This window comes from Pseudomonas sp. 02C 26, from assembly GCF_002843585.1.
Classification (GTDB): domain Bacteria; phylum Pseudomonadota; class Gammaproteobacteria; order Pseudomonadales; family Pseudomonadaceae; genus Aquipseudomonas; species Aquipseudomonas shirazensis.
Genome location: NZ_CP025262.1, coordinates 4710713 through 4735915, shown reverse-complemented (window position 1 = coordinate 4735915; position 25203 = coordinate 4710713). Strand labels below are relative to the sequence as shown.

Annotated in this window: 22 protein-coding genes; 13 read left to right on the top strand and 9 right to left on the bottom strand. The window is 62.7% G+C overall.

Features of this window, described 5'->3' with window-relative positions; all coding sequences use genetic code 11:
- Nucleotides 1-102 precede the first annotated feature (102 nt).
- From CXQ80_RS21685 to CXQ80_RS21650, 8 genes are all read right to left on the bottom strand, one after another.
- Complete coding sequence (locus CXQ80_RS21685) at nt 103-2025, bottom strand: PrkA family serine protein kinase (RefSeq protein ID WP_101322393.1); 1923 nt, start codon at nt 2023-2025, stop codon at nt 103-105.
- Between the two features lie 280 nt (nt 2026-2305).
- Complete coding sequence (glpE, locus tag CXQ80_RS21680) at nt 2306-2635, bottom strand: thiosulfate sulfurtransferase GlpE (RefSeq protein WP_101322392.1); 330 nt, start codon at nt 2633-2635, stop codon at nt 2306-2308.
- Nucleotides 2632-3513: a symmetrical bis(5'-nucleosyl)-tetraphosphatase gene (locus tag CXQ80_RS21675; RefSeq protein ID WP_101322391.1), complete on the bottom strand. Its 882-nt coding sequence runs from the start codon at nt 3511-3513 to the stop codon at nt 2632-2634. Before CXQ80_RS21675 ends, glpE begins: the two co-directional genes overlap by 4 nt.
- Complete coding sequence (gene apaG / locus CXQ80_RS21670) at nt 3513-3893, bottom strand: Co2+/Mg2+ efflux protein ApaG (RefSeq protein WP_101322390.1); 381 nt, start codon at nt 3891-3893, stop codon at nt 3513-3515. The genes CXQ80_RS21675 and apaG overlap by 1 nt, the downstream gene beginning before the upstream one ends.
- 152 nt (nt 3894-4045) lie before the next feature.
- Nucleotides 4046-4849 (bottom strand): 16S rRNA (adenine(1518)-N(6)/adenine(1519)-N(6))-dimethyltransferase RsmA, encoded by an 804-nt coding sequence (rsmA, locus tag CXQ80_RS21665; RefSeq protein WP_101322389.1) that lies wholly within the window; start codon nt 4847-4849, stop codon nt 4046-4048.
- Nucleotides 4846-5835, bottom strand: coding sequence for a 4-hydroxythreonine-4-phosphate dehydrogenase PdxA (gene pdxA, locus CXQ80_RS21660; RefSeq protein ID WP_101322388.1), 990 nt, complete (start codon nt 5833-5835; stop codon nt 4846-4848). The genes rsmA and pdxA overlap by 4 nt, the downstream gene beginning before the upstream one ends.
- The gene (surA, locus tag CXQ80_RS21655; protein WP_101322387.1) at nt 5832-7151 is read right to left on the bottom strand and encodes a peptidylprolyl isomerase SurA; all 1320 of its coding nucleotides are present in this window, start codon (nt 7149-7151) and stop codon (nt 5832-5834) included. Before surA ends, pdxA begins: the two co-directional genes overlap by 4 nt.
- Complete coding sequence (locus CXQ80_RS21650) at nt 7132-9951, bottom strand: LPS-assembly protein LptD (protein ID WP_101322386.1); 2820 nt, start codon at nt 9949-9951, stop codon at nt 7132-7134. Before CXQ80_RS21650 ends, surA begins: the two co-directional genes overlap by 20 nt.
- Before the next feature lie 130 nt (nt 9952-10081).
- Here CXQ80_RS21650 and CXQ80_RS21645 point away from each other — a divergent pair, with 130 nt between their 5' ends.
- Genes CXQ80_RS21645 through CXQ80_RS21635 form a run of 3 tightly spaced genes read left to right on the top strand, consistent with a single transcriptional unit; the run spans nt 10082 to nt 12529 of the window.
- Nucleotides 10082-11095 (top strand): aminoglycoside phosphotransferase family protein, encoded by a 1014-nt coding sequence (locus CXQ80_RS21645; RefSeq protein WP_101322385.1) that lies wholly within the window; start codon nt 10082-10084, stop codon nt 11093-11095.
- Nucleotides 11092-11763: an N-acetylmuramate alpha-1-phosphate uridylyltransferase MurU gene (murU, locus tag CXQ80_RS21640; RefSeq protein WP_101322384.1), complete on the top strand. Its 672-nt coding sequence runs from the start codon at nt 11092-11094 to the stop codon at nt 11761-11763. The genes CXQ80_RS21645 and murU overlap by 4 nt, the downstream gene beginning before the upstream one ends.
- Before the next feature lies 1 nt (nt 11764).
- Nucleotides 11765-12529 (top strand): TerB family tellurite resistance protein, encoded by a 765-nt coding sequence (locus CXQ80_RS21635; RefSeq protein WP_101322383.1) that lies wholly within the window; start codon nt 11765-11767, stop codon nt 12527-12529.
- A gap of 13 nt (nt 12530-12542) precedes the next feature.
- Here the strand turns inward: CXQ80_RS21635 and CXQ80_RS21630 are convergent, their stop codons facing one another.
- On the bottom strand, nt 12543-13538 hold the full coding sequence (locus CXQ80_RS21630; RefSeq protein ID WP_101322382.1) for an alpha/beta hydrolase family protein: 996 nt from the start codon (nt 13536-13538) through the stop codon (nt 12543-12545).
- Between the two features lie 95 nt (nt 13539-13633).
- Here CXQ80_RS21630 and CXQ80_RS21625 point away from each other — a divergent pair, with 95 nt between their 5' ends.
- The 10 genes from CXQ80_RS21625 (at nt 13634) to CXQ80_RS21580 (ending at nt 25197) form a co-directional block, all read left to right on the top strand.
- Nucleotides 13634-16021: a PAS domain S-box protein gene (locus CXQ80_RS21625; RefSeq protein ID WP_101322381.1), complete on the top strand. Its 2388-nt coding sequence runs from the start codon at nt 13634-13636 to the stop codon at nt 16019-16021.
- 9 nt (nt 16022-16030) lie between these two features.
- Nucleotides 16031-16660, top strand: coding sequence for a response regulator transcription factor (locus CXQ80_RS21620; RefSeq protein ID WP_101322380.1), 630 nt, complete (start codon nt 16031-16033; stop codon nt 16658-16660).
- Between the two features lie 280 nt (nt 16661-16940).
- Nucleotides 16941-18065: an ABC transporter ATP-binding protein gene (locus CXQ80_RS21615; protein ID WP_101322379.1), complete on the top strand. Its 1125-nt coding sequence runs from the start codon at nt 16941-16943 to the stop codon at nt 18063-18065.
- A 40-nt stretch (nt 18066-18105) separates the two neighbouring features.
- Nucleotides 18106-19143, top strand: a complete 1038-nt coding sequence (locus CXQ80_RS21610) for an ABC transporter substrate-binding protein (RefSeq protein WP_101322378.1) — start codon at nt 18106-18108, stop codon at nt 19141-19143.
- A 64-nt stretch (nt 19144-19207) separates the two neighbouring features.
- On the top strand, nt 19208-20455 hold the full coding sequence (locus CXQ80_RS21605) for an ABC transporter permease (RefSeq protein ID WP_101322377.1): 1248 nt from the start codon (nt 19208-19210) through the stop codon (nt 20453-20455).
- Nucleotides 20456-20466: 11 nt separating this feature from the next.
- On the top strand, nt 20467-21294 hold the full coding sequence (locus CXQ80_RS21600; RefSeq protein WP_101322376.1) for an ABC transporter permease: 828 nt from the start codon (nt 20467-20469) through the stop codon (nt 21292-21294).
- 123 nt (nt 21295-21417) lie between these two features.
- Nucleotides 21418-22092, top strand: a complete 675-nt coding sequence (gene rpe / locus CXQ80_RS21595) for a ribulose-phosphate 3-epimerase (protein WP_101322375.1) — start codon at nt 21418-21420, stop codon at nt 22090-22092.
- Entirely contained in the window at nt 22089-22907 is an 819-nt protein-coding gene (locus CXQ80_RS21590) for a phosphoglycolate phosphatase (protein ID WP_101322374.1), read from the top strand. Before rpe ends, CXQ80_RS21590 begins: the two co-directional genes overlap by 4 nt.
- Before the next feature lie 69 nt (nt 22908-22976).
- Nucleotides 22977-24458: an anthranilate synthase component I gene (gene trpE, locus CXQ80_RS21585; RefSeq protein ID WP_101322373.1), complete on the top strand. Its 1482-nt coding sequence runs from the start codon at nt 22977-22979 to the stop codon at nt 24456-24458.
- 145 nt (nt 24459-24603) lie between these two features.
- Complete coding sequence (locus CXQ80_RS21580; RefSeq protein ID WP_101322372.1) at nt 24604-25197, top strand: aminodeoxychorismate/anthranilate synthase component II; 594 nt, start codon at nt 24604-24606, stop codon at nt 25195-25197.
- Nucleotides 25198-25203 lie beyond the last annotated feature (6 nt).

Genomic DNA, 25203 nt, shown 5'->3' with positions numbered 1-25203 from the left:
CTTGACGCTGCACGAAACAGCCACCACCAGTACCGCAGGCTGTGGCGCAGCGTCGAAACGGTGCGCTGCACAGCGTGCGGTCTGGGCCGTCTAGCTAGCCGCTTACTGCGATTTCCTGACCCGCAGGTACCATTCCGAAAGCAGGCGCACCTGCTTGTCGGTGTAGCCACGCTCCACCATCCGGGTGACGAAGTCGTTGTGCTTCTGCTGGTCCTCTTTGCTGGCCTTGGCGTTGAAGCTGATGACCGGCAGCAGGTCTTCGGTGTTGGAGAACATTTTCTTCTCGATCACCACCCGCAGTTTTTCGTAGCTGAGCCAGGTCGGGTTTTTGCCGTTGTTGTTGGCGCGGGCACGCAACACGAAGTTGACGATCTCGTTGCGGAAGTCCTTCGGATTGCTGATGCCGGCCGGTTTCTCGATCTTCTCCAGCTCCTCGTTGAGGGCAATCCGGTTGAGGATTTCGCCGGTTTCCGGGTCGCGGTACTCCTGGTCCTGAATCCAGAAGTCTGCGTACAGCACATAACGGTCGAAGATGTTCTGGCCGTACTCGCTGTAGGACTCGAGGTAGGCGGTCTGGATTTCCTTGCCGATGAACTCGATGTAGCGCGGTGCCAGGTACTCTTTGAGGAAGCGCAGATAGCGTTCACGCACCTCGGCCGGGAATTGCTCCTGCTCGATCTGCTGCTCCAGTACATACAGCAGGTGCACCGGGTTGGCCGCTACCTCGTGGGCGTCGAAGTTGAACACCTTGGACAGGATCTTGAACGCGAAGCGGGTCGACAGACCGTTCATGCCCTCGTCGACACCGGCCGAATCGCGGTACTCCTGGATCGACTTGGCTTTTGGATCGGTGTCCTTTAGGTTCTCGCCGTCGTAGACGCGCATCTTCGAGTAGATGTTGGAGTTTTCCGGCTCCTTGAGGCGCGACAGCACAGTGAACTGGGCCAGCATCTTCAGGGTATCGGGCGCGCAATGCGCCTTGGCCAGCGAGCTGTTGAACAGCAGCTTGTCGTAGATCTTGATCTCATCACTGACGCGCAGGCAGTACGGCACCTTGACGATGTAGATCCGGTCGATGAACGCTTCGTTGTTCTTGTTGTTACGGAAGGTGTGCCACTCCGATTCGTTGGAGTGAGCCAGCAGAATCCCGGAGTAGGGGATCGCCCCCAGGCCTTCGGTACTGTTGTAGTTACCTTCCTGAGTAGCTGTCAGCAGTGGGTGCAGGACCTTGATCGGCGCCTTGAACATCTCGACGAATTCCATCAGGCCCTGGTTGGCCCGGCACAATGCGCCCGAGTAGCTGTAGGCGTCGGCGTCGTTCTGCGGGAATTCCTCGAGCTTGCGGATATCCACCTTGCCGACCAGTGCCGAGATGTCCTGGTTGTTTTCGTCACCGGGTTCGGTCTTGGCCACGGCGATCTGATTGAGGATCGACGGGTACAGCTTGACCACCTTGAACTGGCTGATGTCGCCCCCGAACTCAGCCAGCCGCTTGGTCGCCCAGGGCGACATGATGGTGTTCAGATAACGCCGTGGGATGCCGAAGTCTTCTTCGAGAATGGCGCCGTCTTCTGTTGCATTGAACAGACCCAGCGGCGACTCGAAGACCGGCGAGCCCTTGATTGCATAGAACGGTACTTTTTCGATCAGTTGCTTGAGCTTCTCGGCCAGCGACGACTTACCGCCACCTACCGGACCGAGCAAATAAAGGATCTGTTTCTTCTCTTCCAGACCCTGCGCAGCATGGCGGAAGTAGGAGACTATCTGATCGATGCACTCTTCCATGCCATGGAAGTCGGCAAAGGCCGGATAGCGCCGGATCACCTTGTTAGAGAAGATGCGCGACAGCCGTGAGTTGGTGGAGGTATCGATCACCTCCGGTTCACCGATGGCCAGCAACAGCCGTTCGGCCGCCGAGGCGTACGCGCTGCGGTCCTGCTTGCACAGCTCCAGGTATTCCTGCAGCGTCAATTCTTCCTGACGGGTTGACTCGAAACGTTGTTGGAAGTGGCTAAAAATACTCATGACGTCACCTCGCTCGATACGTGGAGCCGACGCCGGATCAATCAGTTGATGCTGGCAGCTGCCGGATTTCGCCGGCCGCTGTGTACCCCCCAGAACACCCTTGAAGCGCTACCGATGACCCGCACGCCGGTGTACCGGCTCTCCCCTTTTTGGATGGCCTGAGCTTAAGAGTAGTTGGTTCTGCGCAAGGGCAAGGGCGCTAGGCCGAGAAGTTTGCCGCGACCGTTCGTCAGGTCTGGCGCAGCCCGCACGGGGCGCGGGCTGCAGGCTAAGTGAAAATTTATTCGGCGGAGCTGGTAGCGGTCTCGGCGGGGTAGGTATTGCGCCACAGTTCAAAGCCGCCATCGAGGCTGTAGACGTCGGAGAAACCCTGGCCAATCAGGTACGCGGCAGCGCTCTGGCTGGAGTTGCCGTGGTAGCAGACAACGACGGTGGGTTTGTCCAGATCGGCGGCGCGGATGAAGTCGCTGATCGAGTGGTTATCCAGGTGCTGAGCGCCATCGATGTGGCCAGCGGCGTAGGCCTGCGGGTCACGGATGTCGACCACGACTGCACCTTGCTCGCGCAGGGCCTGAGCCTGCTCGGGAGGGATGCGCTTGAATTCGCTCATGGCGAGGTTCCTTCTGGGCTGATCGTTGAGTTTAGCTGACTGAGCGGCGGGCGCGGGGTCCCGTCGTCGGCGCAGTCACAGCGGTGCATTTCGCCACTGTCGACGTTGTACAGGGTCATCGCGCCGCCCCACACGCAGCCGGTGTCCAGCGCCACTACGCCAGGGGCGTCGGCTTGCCCTTCGAGGGCGGCCCAGTGGCCGAAGATGATCTGCACATGCCGGGAGCGGCGGTCTTTGTGCGCGAACCAGGGCTTGTAGCCCTTGGGTGCAGTGTCCAGGCCTTCTTTGCTTTTCAGGTCTAGTTTGCCTGCGGCGGTGCAGAAGCGCATGCGGGTGAAGTAGTTGGTGATCACACGCAGGCGATCGACCCCGCTGAGGTCCTTGCTCCACTTGTTCGGCTCGTTGCCGTACATGCCGTCCAGATAGAGTTTGAGTCGGGTGTCGTCGCGCAGTACCTGCTCTACCTCGGCAGCCAGTTCAAGGGCTTTGCCCAGGGTCCATTGAGGTGGGATACCGGCATGCACCAGGGCAACGCCGCGCTGCTCGTCGTAATGCAGCAGTTTTTGCCGGCGTAGCCAGTCGAGCAACTGATCGGCATCTGGCGCCTCGAGAATCTCGCGCAGGGTGTCGCTTTTTTTCAGGCGCTCGACATTGTGCCAGGCCGCCAGCAGGTGCAGGTCGTGGTTGCCCAGCACGCACACCAGCGAATCGCGCATGGCGTACAGGTAACGCAGTGTTTCCAGCGATTCGGGGCCGCGGTTGACCAGGTCACCGACCAGCCACAAGCGGTCGACAGCTGGATTGAAGCGCACGCGCTCGAGCAGGCACTTGAGCGGCTGCAGGCAGCCTTGCAGATCACCGACGGCGTACACAGCCATCAGTGCAGCGACCCAGGTACAGCCAGGCGGAAGGGGGCAATGGTGGCATCGAAGCGCTTACCGTCTTCGGCGAACATCTGATAGCTGCCCTGCATGGCGCCGACGTGGGTGCTGATCACCGCACCGCTGCTGTAGGTGTGGCTCTGCCCAGGCGCGATCAGCGGTTGCTGGCCCACCACACCGGCCCCGCGCACTTCTTCGACTTCGCCATTGCCATTGGTGATCAGCCAGTGCCGTGACATCAGCTTGGCTGCGACCGTGCCACTGTTCTGCACGGTAATGGTGTAGGCGAACGCAAAGCGCTCGTTGTCGGGGTCGGACTGTTCTTTGAGGTAGCGGGTGACGACGCTAACGTCGATCAGGTATCGAGGGTCGGACATGCAATGGCCTTGAGCAAACACGCGATTACGGCAGTGCATGCAGTCTAGGCTATCGGCGGGGCGGGAGGCCAGTCGTGTCGCAGCGGAGGTGCTTCGGGGGGGGGAGCGGCCTGGGCGCAAATGGCTGCACCCAGGCCAGGCCGGTATCGTTGTTACGCGGCGCTCTGTTCGGCCAGCTTGTCAGCCAGACGCACGAACGCAGCCAGGTCGAGCTGCTCGGGGCGCAGGCTGCCATCGACGCCGGCGGCTTCGATCTGTTCATTGCTGAGCAAGGCCTTGAGCGTGTTGCGCAGGGTCTTGCGGCGCTGGTTGAAGGCTTCGCGCACGACGCGCTCGAGCAGCAGGTGATCCTTGGCCGGGTGCGGCAGGACTTCATGCGGGACCAGGCGCACGATCGCCGAGTCGACCTTCGGCGGCGGGTTGAACGCGCCAGGGCCGACGTTGAACAGGTGTTCGACCCGGCAGTGGTACTGCACCATGATCGACAGCCGGCCCCAATCGCCGCCGCCAGGCCCTGCGGCCATGCGCTCGACTACTTCCTTTTGCAGCATGAAGTGCATGTCGCGGATCAGCCCGGCGTGGCTGAGCAGGTGGAAGATCAGCGGCGTAGAGATGTTGTACGGCAGGTTGCCAACTACTTTCAGGCTGCCGGCAGGAACACCCAACTGGTTGAAGTCGAACTTCAGCGCATCGCCTTGATGCAGGCGGAAATTGTCGTTGCCGGCGAACTTGTGTTGTAGGATCGGCACCAGGTCCTTGTCCAGCTCGACGACGTCCAGTTGCGCGCCGCTGCTCAGCAGGCCTTCGGTGAGGGCGCCCTGGCCTGGGCCGATTTCCAGCAGGTGCTCGCCTGGCTTGGCGTGGATGGCGCGCAGGATGCGGTGGATAACACCGGCGTCATGCAGGAAGTTCTGGCCGAAGCGCTTGCGCGCGCGGTGTTGGTATTGCTCGTTCATGTGCGGTTCTCGGCCATCTGATAGGCGGTGTGTAGCGCGACGCGCAGGCTGCCGGTGTCGACCTGGCCGCTGCCGGCGAGGTCCAGGGCGGTGCCGTGATCGACCGAGGTGCGGATGATCGGCAAGCCCAGGGTGACGTTGACCGCTGCGCCAAAGCCCTTGTACTTGAGTACAGGCAGGCCTTGGTCGTGGTACATCGCCAGCACCGCGTCGCAGTGCTGCAGATATTTTGGGGTAAACAGGGTATCGGCCGGCAGCGGGCCGCGCAGGTCCATGCCTTCGTTGCGCAGGCGCTGCAGTGCAGGCTCGATGATGTCGATTTCTTCGCGGCCCAGGTGGCCGCCTTCGCCGGCATGCGGGTTGAGCCCGCAGACCAGGATGCGCGGGTTGGCGATGCCGAACTTGTCGCGCAGGTCGGCATGCAGGATGCGCGTAACCCGCTCAAGGCGTTCAGCGGTGATTGCGTCGGCAATCTCGCGCAGCGGCAGATGGGTGGTTACCAGGGCAACGCGCAGGTCGCCGGTGGCGAGCATCATCACCACTTGTGCGGTGTGAGTCAGTTCGGCGAGAAACTCGGTATGTCCGGAAAATGGGATACCGCTCTCGTTGATCACACCCTTGTGCACCGGCGCGGTGATCATCCCGGCAAAGCTGCCATCGAGGCAGCCGTTGCCCGCGCGGGTCAGGGTCTGCAGCACGAATGCGGCGTTGGCCTGATCGAGCTGGCCGGCCACAGCCGCTGTCGCCAGCGGTGTATCCCAGACATACAGGCTGCCGGCCGGTGCTGGTTGCTCGGGCCAGTTGCCCGGCGCGACTGCCAGCAGGTCGACAGCCAACCCCAGCTGGGTGGCCCGCTCGGCGAGCAGGTCACGGCTGGTGATGGCAATCAGGGGGTGGGGCTGGGCTTCGCTGGCGAGCAGCAGGCACAGGTCGGGACCTATGCCGGCCGGCTCGCCGGGAGTAACGGCGAAGCGCAGGGGCTTCACTGGGCGGCCTGGTCGGCGCCAGGCAGCTTGATCTCAACGTAGGCTTCGTCGCGGATCTGGCGCAGCCAGGTTTGCAGCTCTTCGTCGTATTTACGGTTACGCAGCACGCTCAGGGCTTGCTGTTCACGGGCCTGGTCGGTGCTGTCAGTGGCGCGGCGGCCCATGACTTCAAGCACATGCCAGCCGTACTGGGTACGGAACGGACGGGTCACTTCACCCTGTTGGGCGCGGGCCATTTCTTCGCGGAACTCAGGCACCAGGCTGTTCGGGTCGACCCAATTGAGGTCGCCGCCGTTGAGCGCCGAACCCGGGTCTTCCGAGAAGCTCTTGGCCAGGGTGGCGAAGTCTTCACCGTTCTTGATCCGCTCGTAGAGCTTCTCGGCCAGTTGCTCGGTGGCCGCGTCGCTGCGGATCTCGCTTGGCTTGATCAGGATATGGCGCACGTGCACTTCATCGCGCAGGACGTTTTCGCTGCCACCGCGCTTCTCTTCCATTTTCAGGATGAGGAAGCCGTTGGGGATGCGAATCGGCTGGGCGATCTCGCCGTTGCTGAGGCCGCTGAGCATCTTGGCGAACTCAGGTGGCAGTTGACCGGCTTTACGCCAGCCCATGTCGCCGCCTTCGAGGGCGTTTTCGCTGGCCGAACGGGCGATGGCCATCTGCGCGAAATCGGCGCCTTGCTTGAGCTGCTGGTAGACCTGGCCGGCTTGCTGAGCGGCCGCCTGGATCGCTGCCGAGTTGGCGCCTTCCGGGGTCGGGATGAGGATGTTGGAGAGGTGGAACTCTTCCGACAGCTGCATCTTGCCCTGGTCGGAGGCGAGGAAGTTTTTCACTTCCTGCTCGGACACCTGAATCCGCTCGGCAACCCGGCGCTGGCGCACGCGGCTGATGATCATTTCGCGCTTGACCTGCTCGCGAGCATCGTCGAACGACAGGCCGTCACGACGCAGCGCTGCCTGGAACTGCTCCAGCGACATGCCATTGCGCTGGGCAATGGTGCCGATGGCTTGGTTCAGCTCTTCGTCGGTAATGCGGATGCCCGAGCGTTCGCCAATCTGCAGTTGCAGGTTTTCGACGATCAGGCGCTCCAGTACTTGCTGGTCCAGCGCGCCTTTTGGCGGCATGCCGCCGCCACGCTTGGCGATGGTCTGCTCGACCTCGCGTACACGTTGGTCCAGTTGGCTCTTCATGACCACGTCGTTGTCGACGATGGCCACCACGCTGTCCAGCGGTTGTGGCGCAGCATGCGCCACGCCGGTCAGCAGTGCGGCGCCCAGCATCAGCGGGCGCAGACGATCAATAAGCTTGGTCTTCACGAGTACGATAACCTTGAATGCCTTGGTCGAGGAAAGATTCGACCTTGTTGCCCACGACGCCACCGAGCCCTTTCAGGACGATTTGCAGGAAGATGCCGTGGTCGCCTTTTTCGTTCTGCGGAATTGCCTGGCTGAAGTCGTCGTAGTCGATCCAGTAACGGTTGATCAGACGCAGCTTCCAGCAGCAGTTGTCGTACTCGAACCCGCCCATGGCTTCCAGGGTGCGGTTCTGGTTGTAGTCATGCTGCCAGCGCGCAATCGCGTTCCATTGCGGCACGATCGGCCAGATCACCGAGAAGTCGTGCTGCTTGATCTTGTAGTAGTCCTTGACGTAGTTCGGCTGGCCTGGGGTGCCGTAGTCGCCGCCGCCTACCTGCCAGGTGCCGGTCAGCGAGTCGTAGCGGACCAGGTCGTTGCGGTAGCGGTAGCCAGCGTTGATGATCTTGTTCGGATTATCTTCCGGCTGGTAGTGGAACATCGCGCTACCCGAACGTGGGCTGCGGGTGTCCGGATCCCAGTTGTAGTCGGCATTCAGGCGCCAGTCGCGGTTGAAGGCGAACATGTATTCGAATGCGTACGGCGAGACGTTCGACTGCGAGTCCTGACGGGTGCGCCAGTCGATGCCTGGCATCTGCACCTTGCGATCGGCGAAGTACAGGGCCTGGCCAACGCTGACGCGTTGACGCTCGAAGCCGTTTTCTTCGATCCAGCGGTTGGTCACGCCCAGCGACAGCTTGTTCTCGTCGCCGATCCGGTCCGAGCCAGTGAAGCGGTTGTCACGGAACAGCGAGGAGTAGTTGAAGTAGCTCTCGCCTGAGTCGAACACCGGAATGTCTTTCTGATCTTCATACGGAACGTAGAGATAGAAGAGGCGCGGCTCGAGAGTCTGACGGTAGTCCTTGCCGAACCACTGGGTATTGCGGTCGAAGTACAGGCCGCTGTCGACGCTGAAGACGGGAATGTCGCGATCCTGGCTGCTGGAGAAGTCACCACGCAGATTGCGAGTCTCATCAGAAGCCGCAGCCAGATCAGCCTTGCCCTTGCCGTCCAGATCCAGATCGTAACGGGTATACACGTATTTCAGCTTCGGTGTGACGTAGCCGTAACTTGCAGCCAGGGGCAGGCTGATAGCCGGCGCGACGTTCAGGCGAGTGCCGTTGGCTCGCGCCAGACCAAAGACGTTTTCATCCAGCCGACGGCCAGCGATACCGCCGACCGAAGTGTCCGGGTTGCCGTCTTTGTCACGCACGAAATCATCTTTCAAATCACGATCAAAGCGCACTGCCTCGGCGTCATAAGACAGATCGAAGCCGCCCGGATGGTACGGCAGCATGCCGTTGATGGTCAGCTGCGGCAGCTTGTCGTACGGGGTGATTTGCGAAATGGTGGCCAGTTCGTAAGCCTGTGCATTCAGGCGGGCAACGTAGCTGTCACCACGGTAGGTGAGCGCACCTTGCTGGTTGACCACATCACCGGACTCGACGCCGATCTGCTCCGACTCCAAGTCTTGGTAGTAGAACGGATCGCTGATCTTGGTGTAGTCGACTTCCGCCATCAGGCGATCATCGAGGCCACCGCGGTGCTGCCAGTTGATCATGTAGCGATCTTTCTGGTAGTCGGTCTGCTTCTCGCGATCGTTGCTTTCGTCGTTCAGGTAGGCGCCGCCGAACTGACCTTCGCTGGACTTGGTCAGGTAGCGGAATTCGCCTTCGACCATCATGCCGCGTTTGGCCATGTAGCGCGGGTACAACGTGGCGTCGTAGTTCGGCGCCAGGTTGAAGTAGTACGGCGTGACCAGCATGAAGCCGGTGTCGCTGCTGGAGCTGAACGACGGCGGCAGGAAGCCGGACTGGCGACGGTCATCGATCGGGAAGTAGATGTACGGTGTGTAGAACACCGGGAAATCCTTGACCCGCAGGGTGACGTTGGTCGCAGTACCGAAGCCCGTGGCCGGGTTCAAGGTAATGTTGTTGCCCTTCAGCTGCCAGGCGTTGCTGTTCGGCTCACAGGTGGTATAGGTACCGTCCTTGAGGCGAATGATGGCGTTTTCGGCGCGTTTGGCGTACAGGGCGTTACCGCGAATGCGCGATTTGTGCATCACGTATTCGGCGTTGTCGACCTGGGCTTCACCGGTGTCGAGCTGGATCTGCCCGGCATCACCGACTACCAGCGCCCCGTTGTCACGGATCTTGACGTTGCCCTTGAGCTCGCCACGGTTTTCGGCCTGGTAAAGGTTGGCTTCATCAGCCTCGACCTGCATGCTGCCCTGGCGCATGACCACGTCACCGGCGAGGGTAGCGATCTGCTGCTCCTGCTGGTACTTGGAGACCTTGGCGTTGATGTAGGTCGGCGACTCGTCCTTGGGCGTGGTGTCATCCATGCCAGGGCGGGTCGGCTCGATGTAGGCACCGGCGCAGTACGGACCGGTCTCGGCCAGTTGGGCAGCTGTGAGCTTGTCGCGCGGGACCCAGTCGAGGTGACTGTAGTCTTCGCTGCGCGTTTTCAGGCCGCGGCCCTTGCTCTCGGTAACCAGCATTGGCGCGGGTTCGCCGTCGACGGTGGCTTGTTCAGCCTTACCTTCGCCAGTCGAACTGAGCGCCGCGCCATCATGCACAGGGCGTGGTGGCAGGCTGTTGGCTGGCGTCTTGGGCTTGCAGTCCCAACCACCGGAGGCGGACACTTGGCAGTCAAACTGCTCGGCTGCCACCACGTACGAGGTGGCCAGTGGTTGCAGTACCAGCAAACTGCCTGTTACCAGCAACGGAAACTTTCTACGAAACGTGGGGGATTTCAATGCCATCTTATTAGTCCGGGCTTCCTGCGTGCCATCTGCCCGCGTGTGGGGCCGCACGCCTCTCGATGGTCTGAAAAAGATGCTGGATAATAAAGCATGACCCGCTTGACGGCTAGGGCCGTCGGAGACCCTTGTAATGCCCGAACACGATCTTCGTCTAGAACTGCTCCAGGCCTGGCTCCAGGAACAACTGCTCAACCTGTTTCAACGCAACGCCTGGGGCGACGTGCCAGCAGGCACGCTGACCGCCGCCAGCAGTGACGCGAGCTTCCGCCGCTACTTCCGCTGGCAGGCCGGCGAGCGCAGTTTCGTGGTCATGGATGCGCCGCCGCCGCAGGAAAATTGCGCGCCGTTCGTTGCCATCGATCATTTGTTGGCCAGTGCCGGCGTGCACGTGCCGACCATTCATGCGCAAGACCTGGCGCGGGGCTTCCTCCTGCTGGGCGATCTGGGCCACCAGACATACCTCGACATTATTAACCCGGAAAACGCCGACGGCCTGTTCGCCGACGCCATCGACGCCCTGCTGGCCTTGCAGCGGCTGCCGTTGGACGCAGCGCTGCCGAGCTACGACGACGCCTTGCTGCGCCGCGAGCTTGAGCTGTTCCCTGAGTGGTATGTGGGCCGCGAGCTGGGCGTCAGCCTGAGTGCCGAGCAGCAGGCCAGCTGGCAGCGTGTCAGCCAGCTGTTGATCGACAGCGCGCTGGCCCAGCCAAAAGTGCTGGTGCACCGCGACTACATGCCGCGCAACCTGATGCACAGTGCGCCCAACCCTGGCGTGCTGGATTTTCAGGATGCGGTCTATGGCCCAATTACCTATGACATTACCTGCCTGTTCAAGGACGCCTTCCTCAGTTGGCCGCAAGCGCGGGTTGAAGGCTGGTTGGGTGATTACTGGGAGAAGGCGCGGGTTGCCGGCATCCCGGTGCAGGCTGAGTTCGAGGCGTTCCACCGCGCCAGTGACCTGATGGGCGTGCAGCGCCACCTCAAGGTCATCGGTATTTTCGCGCGCATCTGCCACCGCGACGGCAAGCCGCGCTACCTCAGCGACGTACCACGCTTCTTTGCTTATATAGACGAAGTGATCGTGCGCCGACCGGAGCTGGCAGAACTGGGCAGCTTGATCGCACAACTGCAGGCGGGCCGATGAAGGCGATGATTCTGGCCGCAGGCAAGGGCGAGCGCATGCGCCCGCTGACCCTGCACACCCCGAAACCGCTGGTGCCGGTCGCCGGCCAGCCGTTGATCGAGTATCACCTGCGCGCGCTGGCGGCTGCCGGTGTGACCGAGGTGGTGATCAATCATGCCTGGCTCGGTCAGCAGATCGAAGACCACCTCGGCGATGGCAGCCAGTTCGGCCTGAGCATTCGCTACTCGGCCGAGGGCGAGCCATTGGAAACCGGTGGCGGTATCTTCAAGGCGCTGCCGCTGCTCGGTGATGCGCCGTTCATTCTGGTCAACGGCGATGTCTGGACCGATTTCGACTTCAGCCGTCTGCGCGCGCCGAGCAAGGCGTTGGCGCACCTGGTACTGGTGGATAACCCCGGGCACCACGGCCGTGGCGATTTCCGCCTGCGAGGTGAGCGGGTGATCGATGGCGACGACACTCCAGGCACGCTGACTTTCAGTGGGGTGTCGGTACTGGACCCAGCGTTGTTCACCGGTTGCCAGGCGGGCGCGTTCAAGCTTGCGCCGCTGCTGCGTGCGGCGATGGCGCAGGGCCAGGTCAGCGGCGAGTACCATCAGGGCCATTGGGTCGATGTCGGTACGCTCGAGCGGCTCGCCGAAGTCGAGCGCCTGATCGGCGAGCGCGCCTGACATGTGGTGGCCGAGCACAGTGATTGGTGCCGGGGCAGGCTTTGCAGTGGCCAGTATTCCTGGTGCACTGCTGGGAGCCTTGCTGGGTCAGGCCATGGACCGGCGTTTACGCCTGCAGGGTTGGGCGGACTGTCGCGAGCGCCTGAGCGGGCGCCCGCCGTTGCGTGATGATGAGCTGTTGTTTGTGTTGCTTGGGCGTTTGGCCAAAAGCGACGGGCGGGTGGCGCCTGGGCATATTCAGCAGGCGCGTCAGGAGATGGCCCGCTTGGCGCTGGCCGAGCCGGCGCGGTTGCGGGCGATTGCCGCGTTCAATCGCGGCAAGGCCGGCAAGGACCGCTTCAGCCATCACCTGCAACGCATCAAGCAACAGCCGCACGCTGCCGAAGGCACCTTGCGCGCCTGTTGGCGGATGGTCTGGGCCGATGGCCGGGCCGGCGCCAATGAGCGTGATCTGGTGCTGGCCTGGGGGCAACAGCTGGGCCTGAGCCGGCGCGAGGCGCAGGCGCTTTCGCTTGAGTACGAGCCGCGTAAAACCGGGGTCGAGGGCAGCACCCTGACCTACGCAGGCGCGCTGCGTTTGCTCGGCGTAGCCGCCGATACCGAGGCCGATCAGGTCAAGCAGGCCTACAGGCGGCTGCTCAGCCGCCATCACCCGGACAAACTGGTTGGCAACGGCGCCAGCGAGGCGCAGGTGCGCCAGGCAACCGAGACCACCCGCGAGCTGCACCAGGCCTACGCACTGGTGCGCAAGCGCCGCGGTTTGTAGCCACGGCCAGGGTTTATTCCTGCGGGCTGAGCCAGCCGCGCACGCGGCGGAACAGTTGCTCCTGCTCTGCTGCCTTGTTGCCGGGCATGGCGATCAGCGACAGCTGCCGATACTGGCTGCCTGACTGACGCTTGCTGGCCTGCAGGCGCAACTGCGCGGCGCGCTGGTCTGCTCTGCGGGTGGCGAAATACAGGTCGGCAACCGGCACCTTCAGCGTGGGCGTCAGGCTGAGCAGATCATGCTCGACCCGCGCTGGCGTCTGCGCCGCCACCATCACCAGTTTCTGCACCTGCGGCGGCTGCTTTTCGCTGAGGTAACGCGCTGCCCAGTAGGCGCCACTGCCGTTGCCGAGCAGGACGATGCTGCGCGCTTTCTGGCTTTGGGCGTAGGCCACGGCAGCGTCCAGGCGGGCGAAGGTACGCTCGGCGTCGGCCTGATCGTTCTGTTCGCTGGCGTCGACCGCGTCGGTGCTCTGCGCGGTGTCGGGGTCGGCTGCGGTGGCCTGGGCGACATTGGCGTTGGCATCGACCGGGGTGTCCTGCACGGTGGCAACCTCGCCGTTGGCTTTCTCGGCGGGCGCCGCTGGTGTTGCCTCGACCCGCGCCTGCGGGCTGTCGGCAAGCAGGTCAGGCAGGCTGATGCTCAGGCTGTGCCAGCCGGCATCGGGGAATTTACTGCGTAGCGGGCCGACCGTATTGGGCCAGTCGGCGTTCTCGCCGGCGCCGGGGAGGATGATCAGCGCGCCTTGCGGGTTACTGTCGTTGGCCGGCTTCCACAGGGCCAGAAAGCTGTCGCTGCCGGCCTGCAGCATCTGCTGCTCGGCCTTGGGCACGCGCCGTTCGAGTGCTTGCGCGTCTTCCTGGCTGCGTTCGAGCAACCCCGGGCGCACAATCGGCGCGGCGGCTGTATCGGCCGGAGCGGCAGGTTCGGCAGCGGTCGCCTGGGCTGCCAGCGGCAGGAGTGAGCTGAGGCAGATCATTGCCAGCTGCGTGCGATAAAGTGTCAACATGAATCAACCCAAAGCCAGAATGATACCGGCAGCCTAATAGTATTTGTCCGCGACGGCCACGGCTGGTGGTCGCGCTTGCCAAGTCGAGCGTATAGATGAAGCGAATGCGTCGCCTGTTGGTTATCGGCTGCCTGTGCCTGCCCTTGATCGCCGTGGCACGGCCCGCTGCGGTGCCGTCGGTGGCGCTGGAGCCGGTTCAGCAGCAATGGCTGGAGGAGCACCGCAGCCTGCGCGTGGGCCTGGTGCTGCAGGCGCCTTATGCGCAGTTCGACCGGCGCCTGCAGCAGCTGTATGGGGCCAACGTCGAACTGGTCAGCTGGCTGGCGCAGGCGCTCGGACTGGACCTGACCTGGCGCAATTTCGCTGACCAGGCAGCGCTTGAGCACGCCCTCAAGGCTGGTGAGATCGACTTCGCCCCAGGCCTGACCCAGACCCCGGCCAGCCTGCGCCTGTGGCTGTTCAGCGACCCGTACATGCGCGTGCCGCAGCTGGTGGTCGGGCCGCGCAGCGGCGCGGTGGCGGTCGAACTGGAGAAGCTTGAGTCGAGTGAGCGTGTAGTGGTGCGCATGCCCAGCCCGCTGGCCGATTACCTGCGCAGCAACTACACCCACCTCAACCTGCAAGGCGTGCCCAACGAGCGGCAGGCGCTGCAAGCCCTGCTCGGTGCGCAGGCGAGCTTTGCGGTGGTCGACGAAGCGCAGCTCAGCCGCCTGTCGCGCGAAGGCGAGTTCAGCGATCTCGTCGTGGTCGGTGACATCGGCTTGCCGCAACTGCTGCGGATCGGTTCGCGGCGTGACTGGCCGCTGTTGGCCGATGTGCTCGAGCGCGGGCTGCAGGCGATGCCGGCCAAGCAGCTGGAGCAATTGCACCAGCGCTGGCTGCAGCCCAAGTACCCGCGCCTGAGCGAGAGCGCGGGTTTCTGGCAGAACCTCGCGCTGTTGTTCGGGCTGCTGTTGCTGTGTGCCATCGCCACCTTGCTGTGGCAGCGCCGTGAGCAGCGCCAGCTGGAACGCAGCTTGTTGCAGGCGCGCGAAGCGTTGGCCGAGCGCCACGGCCGCGAACAGGCACTGCGCCTGAGCCAGTTTTCCATCGACCACAGCACCGTCGGTATCCTCTGGATCAACTGGGACAGCCATGTGCGCTACGCCAACCACGCGGCCGAGGGCATGCTTGGCTACGCCGAAGGGCAACTGCTGGACCGGCCGCTGCGTGACTTCGAGCCCAACCTGGACATGGACCGTTGGCTGGAGCTGTGGCGCCGGGTGCGGGCTGGCAACGGTGGCGCCGAGCAATTCGAGAGTCAGTGCCGGTGTGCCGATGGCAGCGTGTTGCCGGTCGATCTGTCGCTGAGTTTTCTGCGCTTTCGCGATGCCGAATACCTGGTGATGTTCCTCACCGATGTCACCGAGCGCCGGCGCACCGTGGCGGCCCTGCGCGAAAGCGAAGCGCAGCTCAAGGGTATTGCCGGCAACGTACCGGGGCTGGTGTTTCGGCTCGAACGCAACCCTGCTGCCGGCGAGCTTGAATTCCCCTATATCAGCGAGGGTAGCGAAGCCCTGGTTGGCTACACTCCGGCAGCCATCCAGCATCCGCAGATGGGCTTGCGCAACCTGGTGCATCCGGATGACCGCAGTGATTATCACCGGGTCCAGGACCTGGCCCTGGCCAACAATCAGGACTGGTCGTGGCAGGGGCGCATCGTCACCCGCCAGGGCGAGCAGCGCTGGGCTGATATCAAGGCCAGTACCCGGCGCCTGGCCGACGGGCGCGTGGTCTGGGATGGCGTGGTCTGGGACATCAGCCAGAGCAAACGCGCCGAGCTGGCCCTGGCCCGTTCCGAGGGGCAGTTGCGCGAGTTGTCTGCCCACCTTGAGAGCGTGCGCGAAGAAGAAAAGGCCCGCATCGCCCGCGAAGTGCATGATGAACTCGGGCAGATGCTGACCGTGCTCAAGCTCGAAGTGTCGATGTGCGAGCTGGCCTATGCCGAGCTCGACCCCGGCCTGCACGAGCGCCTGGCGAGCATGAAGCGCTTGATCGCGCAGTTGTTCCAGTTGGTGCGTGATGTCGCCACCGCCCTGCGCCCGCCGATCCTTGATGCCGGCATCGCCTCGGCCATTGAATGGCAGGCGCGCCGCTTCGAAGCGCGCACGCAGATACCGTGTCTGGTGCAGGTGCCGGATAATCTGCCAGCATTGAGTGATGCCAAGGCCACCGGGCTGTTTCGGATTCTGCAGGAGGCGCTGACCAACGTGATGCGCCATGCCCAGGCGCACACCGTGCAGATCGAGCTGCTGCGCACCGGCGGTACCCTGCGCCTGAGCGTGATCGATGACGGTGTCGGTTTTTGCCCCGATCAACCCAGGCCGACTTCGTTTGGCCTGGTCGGTATGCGTGAGCGGGTATTGATGCTGGGCGGCAGCATGACCCTGGACAGTGAACCCGGCGAGGGCAGCAGCCTGAGCGTCAGTATCCCTCTGGATTAGGAGACAAGCATGATTCGAGTGCTGGTGGCAGAAGACCACACCATTGTCCGCGAGGGCATCAAGCAACTGATCGGCCTGGCCAAGGACATGCAGGTGGTGGCCGAGGCGGGCAATGGCGAGCAGTTGCTGGATGCGTTGCGCCATACCCCGTGCGAAGTGGTCTTGCTGGATATCTCCATGCCGGGGGTCAGTGGCCTAGAGGCGATCCCGCGCATCCGCGCACTGAACAACCCGCCGGCTATTCTCATGCTGTCGATGCATGACGAGGCGCAAATGGCTGCGCGGGCGTTGAAGGCCGGCGCTGCCGGCTACGCGACCAAGGACAGCGACCCGGCGCTGTTGTTGACGGCCATCCGCCGAGTGGCGGGAGGAGGGCGCTATATTGACCCGGCGCTGGCTGACCGCATGGTGTTCGAGGTCGGCCTGACCGACACCCGGCCGCTGCATACGCTGCTGTCTGAGCGCGAGTTTTCGGTATTCGAGCGCCTGGCCCAGGGCGCCAACGTCAATGACATCGCGCTGCAGTTGGCCTTGTCGAGCAAGACCATCAGCACCCATAAAGCGCGGCTGATGCAGAAGCTCAAGGTCAACTCCCTGGCCGAGCTGGTCAAGTACGCCATGGAGCACAAGCTGGTGTGACTGTTCTGTCGGCGACGTCGGCGGTCATCCGCGCAGTTGCCGCGGTGCGCAGCGATTGCAGTGCGTACCCTGCTCAAGCACGCGGCTTGCCCGCCACCTACGCCATCTAGGGCACAGCTCAGTCGGCGAAGCGCCTGTCTGATAACGCCATCCGTGTAGGGCGATCCCTACAGGCAATCTTCCAAGGGGATGATGGCATTCTCTCAGCGGCCCCGATTTGCCGGCACTTGCGCCTTGTCTAAGCTTCTCTCACGCAGTCATCCAACAAAAAGGTGCAGGCATGAGCGAGGCGAATTCGAACACTGCCAGCGGCGACACGCTGGTCAGTTTCCGTGGTGTGCAGAAGAGCTACGACGGCGAGTCGTTGATCGTCAAAGACCTCAATCTGGATATCCGCAAGGGCGAGTTCCTGACCTTGCTCGGCCCGTCCGGCTCGGGCAAGACCACCAGCCTGATGATGCTGGCCGGTTTTGAAACCCCCACCGCCGGCGAAATCCTCCTCGGTGGGCGCTCGATCAACAACGTGCCACCGCATAAGCGCGATATCGGCATGGTGTTCCAGAACTACGCATTGTTCCCGCACATGACCGTCGCCGAGAACCTTGCCTTCCCCCTGAGCGTGCGCAACCTGAGCAAGACCGACATCAGCGAGCGGGTCAAGCGCGTGCTCGGCATGGTCCAGCTCGACGCCTTCGCCCAGCGCTACCCCGGTCAGCTCTCCGGCGGCCAGCAGCAGCGGGTGGCATTGGCTCGTGCTCTGGTTTTCGAGCCGCAGCTGGTGCTGATGGACGAACCGCTCGGGGCGCTGGACAAACAACTGCGTGAGCACATGCAGATGGAGATCAAGCACATTCACCAGCGCCTGGGCGTGACCGTGGTCTACGTCACCCACGACCAGAGCGAAGCACTGACCATGTCTGATCGGGTGGCAGTGTTCCATCAGGGCGAAATTCAGCAGATCGCCGACCCGCGCACCCTCTATGAAGAGCCGCGCAATACCTTCGTCGCCAACTTCATCGGTGAAAACAACCGCCTCAGCGGCACCTTGCTGGCGCGCAATGGCGAGCGCTGCCAGGTGCAGCTGGCGCGGGGCGAGAAGGTCGAGGCATTGGCGGTGAATGTCGGCCAGGCGGGCGATCCGGTGACCTTGTCGATCCGCCCCGAGCGGGTCCGCCTCAATGGCCACAGCGAGCACTGCGCCAACCGATTCTCCGGCCGGGTGGCCGAGTTCATCTATCTGGGCGACCACGTACGGGTGCGTCTGGAAGTCTGCGGCAAGGGCGACTTCTTCGTGAAGCAGCCGATTGCCGAACTCGACCCGGCCCTGGCCGTGGGCGATGTGGTACCGCTGGGCTGGGAAGTCGAACACGCCCGCGCGCTCGATCCGATTGCCGAAGCCCATTGAAGGTTCGCTTAACCAACCCTGTACTGTGGAGAGAATAATAATGCGCAAGCAGTTGAAACTGACCGCCGTGGCCCTTGGCCTGTTCGCCGCCAGCCAGGCCATGGCCGCCGCAGACCTGACCGTGGTGTCGTTCGGTGGAGCCAACAAGGCCGCCCAGGTCAAAGCCTTCTACGAGCCGTGGGAAAAGGCCGGCAAGGGCAAAATCGTCGCCGGTGAGTACAACGGTGAAATGGCCAAGGTCAAAGCCATGGTCGATACCAAGAGCGTTTCGTGGAACCTGGTCGAAGTCGAATCGCCGGAGCTAGCCCGTGGTTGCGACGAGGGCCTGTTCGAGGAAATTGATCCCGCTCAGTTCGGTGACGAGGCGGACTACGTCAAGGGCGCTATTCAGCCGTGCGGTGTCGGCTTCTTCGTCTGGTCCACGGTGCTGGCCTACAACGCCGACAAGCTCAAGACCGCACCAACCAGCTGGGCTGATTTCTGGGACACCAAGCAGTTCCCGGGCAAGCGCGGCCTGCGCAAAGGTGCCAAGTACACCCTCGAGTTCGCGTTGATGGCCGACGGTGTTGCGCCCAAGGACGTCTACAAGGAACTGGCGACCAAAGCCGGTCAGGATCGCGCCTTCAAAAAGCTCGATCAGCTCAAACCGAGCATTCAGTGGTGGGAAGCCGGCGCCCAGCCGCCGCAGTACCTTGCCTCTGGCGACGTAGTGATGAGCTCGGCCTACAACGGTCGCATCGCTGCCGTGCAGAAAGAAAGCAACCTCAAGGTGGTATGGAACGGCGGCATCTATGACTTTGACGCCTGGGCCATTCCTAAAGGCGCGAAGAACAGCAAAGAGGCGAAGGAATTCATCGCCTTCAGCGTTGCGCCCGAGCAGCAGAAAACCTACTCGCAAAACATCGCCTACGGTCCGGCCAATTCCAAGGCGGTCGCGCTGCTGGCGGATGACGTGAAGAAAGACATGCCGACCACGCCTGAAAACATCGCCAACCAGGTGCAGATCGACGTGGCCTTCTGGGCTGACAACAGCGAGCAGCTGGAGCAACGCTTCAACGCCTGGGCGGCGAAGAAGTAACTGCGCCCTCGGAGCGCCGGGTTATCTCCGGCGCTCCCCGTTTTCCAGATTTTCGGAGTTCGCCATGGCCATTGCAGTGCCCCTGAACGAAGGCGCAGGTAAAAGCCTCAAACAGCGCCTCAAGCATGCCGAGCGGGTCAACCGCTGGAAGGCCCAGGCGTTGATCGCGCCGCTGGCGCTGTTTCTTCTGCTGGTGTTCCTGGTGCCGATTGCGGCGCTGTTGTTCAAGAGCGTGGCCAACCCCGAGGTGGTCGCCGGCCTGCCGCGCACCGTCGAGGCGGTACAGCAGTGGGATGGCAAGAGCCTGCCTGGCGAACCGGTATATCAGGCGCTGAGCCAGGACCTGGCCGAGGCGCGCAAGAACCAGACCCTCGGTGACCTGTCCAAACGCTTGAACATGGAGCTGGCCGGTTACCGCAGCCTGTTGTCGAAGACTGCCCGGGCGCTGCCGTTCGCGAGCGAACCGGCTTCCTATAAAGAAGCACTGCAAAACCTGGATGAGCGTTGGGGCGATCCTGCCTACTGGCAGGCGATCCGCCGCAATACCAGCACCGTCACCCCCTATTACCTGCTGGCCTCGGTCGATCACCGCATCGATGACCTCGGTGAGATAGCCAAGGCCACGCCGGACCAGGCGATCTACCTGGATATCTTCACCCGCACCCTGTGGATGGGTGTGGTCATCACCGTGATCTGCCTGCTGCTGGCTTACCCGTTGGCCTATCTGCTGGCCAACCTGCCAACCCGGCAGAGCAACCTGTTGATGATTCTCGTGCTGTTGCCGTTCTGGACCTCGATTCTGGTGCGAGTGGCTGCCTGGATCGTGCTGTTGCAGTCGGGCGGGTTGATCAACAGTGCGCTGATGGCGATGGGTATCATCGACGAACCGTTGGAATTGGTGTTCAACCGCACCGGGGTGTACATCTCGATGGTGCATATCCTCCTGCCATTCATGATCCTGCCGTTGTACAGCGTCATGAAGGGCATCTCGCCGAGCTATATGCGCGCGGCAATTTCGCTGGGCTGCCATCCGTTCGCCAGTTTCTGGCGGGTGTACTTCCCGCAGACCTACGCAGGGATTGGCGCAGGTTGCCTGCTGGTGTTCATTCTGGCGATCGGCTACTACATCACCCCGGCGCTGCTCGGCAGCCCGAACGATCAAATGGTCAGCTACTTCGTGGCCTTCTACACCAACACCAGCATCAACTGGGGCATGGCCACCGCACTGGGCGGGCTGTTGCTGCTGGCAACTGTGCTGCTGTACCTGATCTATAGCTGGCTGGTCGGCGCTAGCCGTCTGCGTCTGAGCTGAGGAGCCTTGTCATGCTGAGCCCCTATATGTCACCCATCGAGCGGGTGTGGTTCTACAGCCTGCGGATCCTCTGCGGCCTGATCCTGTTGTTCCTGGTGCTGCCGATCCTGGTGATCATCCCGCTGTCGTTCAACAGCGGCAGCTTTCTGGTGTACCCGCTGCAGGGCTTTTCGCTGCACTGGTATCAGGACTTCTTCGCTTCGGCGGAGTGGATGCGCGCCCTGCGCAACAGCATCATCGTCGCCCCTGCGGCGACTGTGCTGGCAATGGTGTTCGGCACCCTGGCCGCGATTGGCCTGACCCGCGGCGACTTCCCCGGCAAGTCGTTGGTAATGGCCCTGGTGATCTCGCCGATGGTGGTGCCAGTGGTCATCATCGGTGTCGCGAGCTATTTGTTCTTTGCCCCGCTGGGCTTGGGCAACAGCTTCATCTCGTTGATCCTTGTGCACGCGGTGCTGGGCGTACCGTTTGTGATCATCACCGTGTCGGCCACCCTGCAGGGCTTCAACTACAACCTGGTGCGGGCCGCGGCCAGCCTCGGTGCCTCGCCGCTGACCGCGTTCCGTCGGGTGACCTTGCCGCTGATTGCTCCTGGGGTGATCTCGGGGGCATTGTTTGCCTTCGCCACCTCGTTCGATGAAGTGGTGGTCACGCTGTTTCTCGCCGGGCCTGAACAGGCAACCCTGCCGCGGCAGATGTTCAGCGGTATTCGCGAGAACCTGAGCCCGACCATCGCTGCGGCAGCGACCTTGCTCATCGCTTTCTCGGTGGTGCTGTTGTTGACCTTGGAATGGCTACGTGGGCGCAGTGAAAAACTGCGTACGCAACAGCCAGAGTAGCCTGCTGGCGCCAGCCCCCACCCTCGGGCTGGCGCGCTGCAGCAGGATTGACACCAATCAGCCCCCATCCGGCAGGGCTGAGGTACAATGCGCGCCACCGTGATTTCTGCCTACAGGTGCGCCATGCAGCCCTACGCTATTGCCCCGTCCATCCTCTCTGCCGATTTCGCCCGCTTGGGTGAAGACGTCGACAAAGTACTGGCCGCCGGCGCCGACATCGTCCACTTCGATGTCATGGACAACCACTATGTACCCAACCTGACCATCGGCCCGATGGTGTGCAGCGCACTGCGCAAATACGGCGTCACCGCGCCGATCGATGTGCACCTGATGGTCAGCCCGGTCGACCGCATCATCGGCGACTTCATCGAAGCCGGCGCTACCTACATCACCTTCCACCCGGACGCGACCACGCACGTCGACCGCTCGCTGCAGTTGATCCGTGACGGCGGCTGCAAGGCTGGCCTGGTGTTCAACCCGGCTGCCGGTCTGGAGACCTTGAAGTACGTGATGGACAAGGTCGACATGATCTTGCTGATGAGCGTCAACCCAGGCTTCGGCGGGCAGAAGTTCATCCCTGGCACCCTCGACAAGCTGCGTGAAGCACGCGCGCTGATCGATGCCAGCGGGCGTGACATTCGCCTGGAGATCGACGGCGGCGTCAACGTCAACAATATCCGCGAGATCGCCGCTGCTGGCGCCGACACCTTTGTCGCCGGCTCGGCAATCTTCAATGCGCCGGATTACCAGGAAGTGATCGCCAAGATGCGCGCCGAAATGGCCCTGGCCCGCCCATGAGCGGCTTCGAGCAGCTGTTCCCGGGGACGCTGCCCAAGTTGGTGATGTTCGATCTGGATGGCACGCTGATCGATTCTGTCCCCGACCTGGCTGCAGCGGTAGACCGTATGCTGCTCGAACTCGGTCGTCCGCCGGCCGGCCTTGAGGCGGTTCGCCACTGGGTCGGCAATGGCGCACCGGTACTGGTGCGCCGGGCACTGGCGGGAGGCCTTGACCACGGCATGGTCGACGACGCGCTGGCCGAGCAGGGCCTGTCCCTGTTCATGGAGGCCTATGCCGAGAGCCATGAGCTCACCGTGGTCTACCCTGGCGTGCGCGACACCTTGCGCTGGCTGCACAAGCAAGGCGTGGAGATGGCGCTGATCACCAACAAGCCGGAGCGCTTTGTCGCGCCGCTGCTGGATCAGATGAAGATCGGTCGCTATTTCCGCTGGATCATTGGCGGCGACACCCTGCCACAGAAAAAACCTGACCCGGCGGCGCTGCTGTTCGTGATGAAAATGGCTGGGGTCAGCCCGGCGCAGGCGGTGTTCGTCGGCGATTCGCGCAGCGATGTGCTCGCTGCCAAAGCCGCCGGAGTGCAGTCGGTGGGCCTCAGCTATGGCTACAACCACGGCCGGCCAATCGAGGAAGAATCGCCCAGCCTGGTGATCAGTGATCTACGCATCCTGTTGCCTGGTTGCGTAGTCACCGACACTGGGATAACGTTGGCCGACCTTCCAGCCTCCAAAGACAGAGAGTCCATCGTGGCGGTTATCGGCAAATACTGGATGAAAGTCATCAAGGCCCTGGCCCGTTGGCGTTGGCGCGCCTGACTTCTGCTCGCCGGCAGCTGCCGGCCCGTCCGTTTGCCTGACCCCATTGCTCTTGCTCCGAGGCTACTCATGACCCGCGAAGAATTCCTGCGTCTGGCCGCTGCTGGCTACAACCGCATTCCTTTGGCCTGCGAAACCCTGGCCGACTTCGACACGCCGCTGTCGATCTACCTGAAGCTGGCTGATCAGGCCAACTCGTACCTGCTCGAATCCGTTCAGGGCGGCGAGAAGTGGGGCCGTTACTCGATGATCGGCCTGCCATCGCGCACGGTGCTGCGCGTACACGGCTATCAGGTGAGCATCCTTGAAGACGGTGTCGAGGTAGAAAGCCACGAGGTGGAAGACCCGCTGGCTTTCGTCGAAGCGTTCAAAGAGCGTTACAAGGTTGCCGATATCGCCGGCCTGCCGCGCTTCAATGGCGGCCTGGTCGGCTACTTCGGTTACGACTGCGTGCGTTATGTGGAAAAACGCCTGGGCGCCTGCCCGAACCCGGACCCACTGGGTGTGCCGGACATTCTGCTGATGGTCTCGGACGCAGTAGTGGTGTTCGACAACCTGGCCGGCAAGATGCACGCGATCGTGCTGGTCGACCCGTCTGCCGAAGACGCCCTCGAACAGGGCCAGGCGCGCCTGCAGGCGCTGCTGGCCAAGCTGCGCGAGCCGATCACGCCACGTCGCGGCCTTGACCTGAGCGGGCCGATGGCAGCCGAACCGGCATTCCGTTCAAGCTTCACCCAGGACGATTACGAGCGTGCGGTCGATACGGTCAAGGAGTACATCCTCGCCGGCGACTGCATGCAGGTGGTACCGTCGCAGCGCATGTCGATCGACTTCAAGGCCGCGCCCATCGACCTTTATCGCGCGCTGCGCTGCTTCAACCCGACGCCTTACATGTACTTCTTCAACTTCGGTGACTTCCATGTCGTCGGCAGTTCGCCGGAAGTGCTGGTGCGGGTCGAAGACAACCTGGTCACCGTGCGCCCAATCGCCGGCACCCGCCCACGCGGTGCCAACGAAGAAGCGGACCGCGCGCTGGAAGACGACCTGCTGTCCGACGCCAAGGAAATTGCCGAGCACCTGATGCTGATCGATCTGGGCCGCAACGATGTCGGCCGTGTTTCGGCAACCGGCAGCGTGCGCTTGACCGAGAAGATGGTGATCGAGCGCTATTCCAACGTCATGCACATCGTCTCCAATGTCACCGGCCAACTGGCCGAGGGCTTGACTGCGATGGATGCACTGCGGGCGATCCTGCCGGCCGGGACCTTGTCCGGCGCACCGAAGATCCGTGCCATGGAAATCATCGACGAACTCGAGCCGGTCAAGCGTGGCGTGTATGGCGGCGCAGTCGGTTACTTTGCCTGGAACGGCAACATGGACACCGCGATCGCCATTCGCACCGCGGTGATCAAGGATGGCGAACTGCATGTTCAGGCCGGTGGCGGTATCGTTGCTGATTCGGTGCCTGCGCTGGAGTGGGAAGAAACCATCAACAAGCGCCGCGCGATGTTCCGCGCCGTAGCCCTGGCGGAACAGACCCCGTCGCGTTGATGTGTTGAGTTGGCTGGCCGCCACGCGGCCTCGCTCCATCTGCCTGCCTTGTGCTTGACCCAGCGCCCCGTGCGGGATGACCCGCGCCTGGAAGCGCAAGCGCAAGGTCCGAATCAGAAGTCAGTCTTCTAGAGGTTTGCCGCACATGTTACTGATGATCGACAACTATGACTCCTTCACCTACAACGTCGTCCAGTACTTTGGCGAGTTGGGGGCCGAGGTCAGGGTCATCCGCAATGACGAGATGACCATCGCCCAGATCGAAGCACTCAACCCCGAGCGCATCGTGGTTTCACCTGGCCCGTGCACCCCGAGCGAAGCCGGCGTGTCGATCGAGGCCATCCTGCATTTTGCCGGCAAGCTGCCGATTCTTGGCGTTTGCCTTGGCCACCAGTCGATCGGCCAGGCCTTTGGCGGCGATGTAGTCCGCGCTCGCCAGGTGATGCACGGCAAGACCAGCCCGGTCCATCATCGCGACCTGGGCGTGTTTGCCGAACTGAACAATCCACTCACGGTGACCCGCTACCATTCGTTGGTGGTCAAGCGCGAGACCCTGCCCGAGTGCCTCGAGGTGACCGCCTGGACTGCCCACGACGATGGCTCGGTGGATGAAATCATGGGCCTGCGTCACAAGACCTTGAACATCGAAGGGGTGCAGTTCCACCCCGAGTCGATTCTTACCGAGCAGGGCCATGAGCTGTTCGCCAACTTCCTCAAGCAGACCGGCGGCCGCCGTTAAGGATTC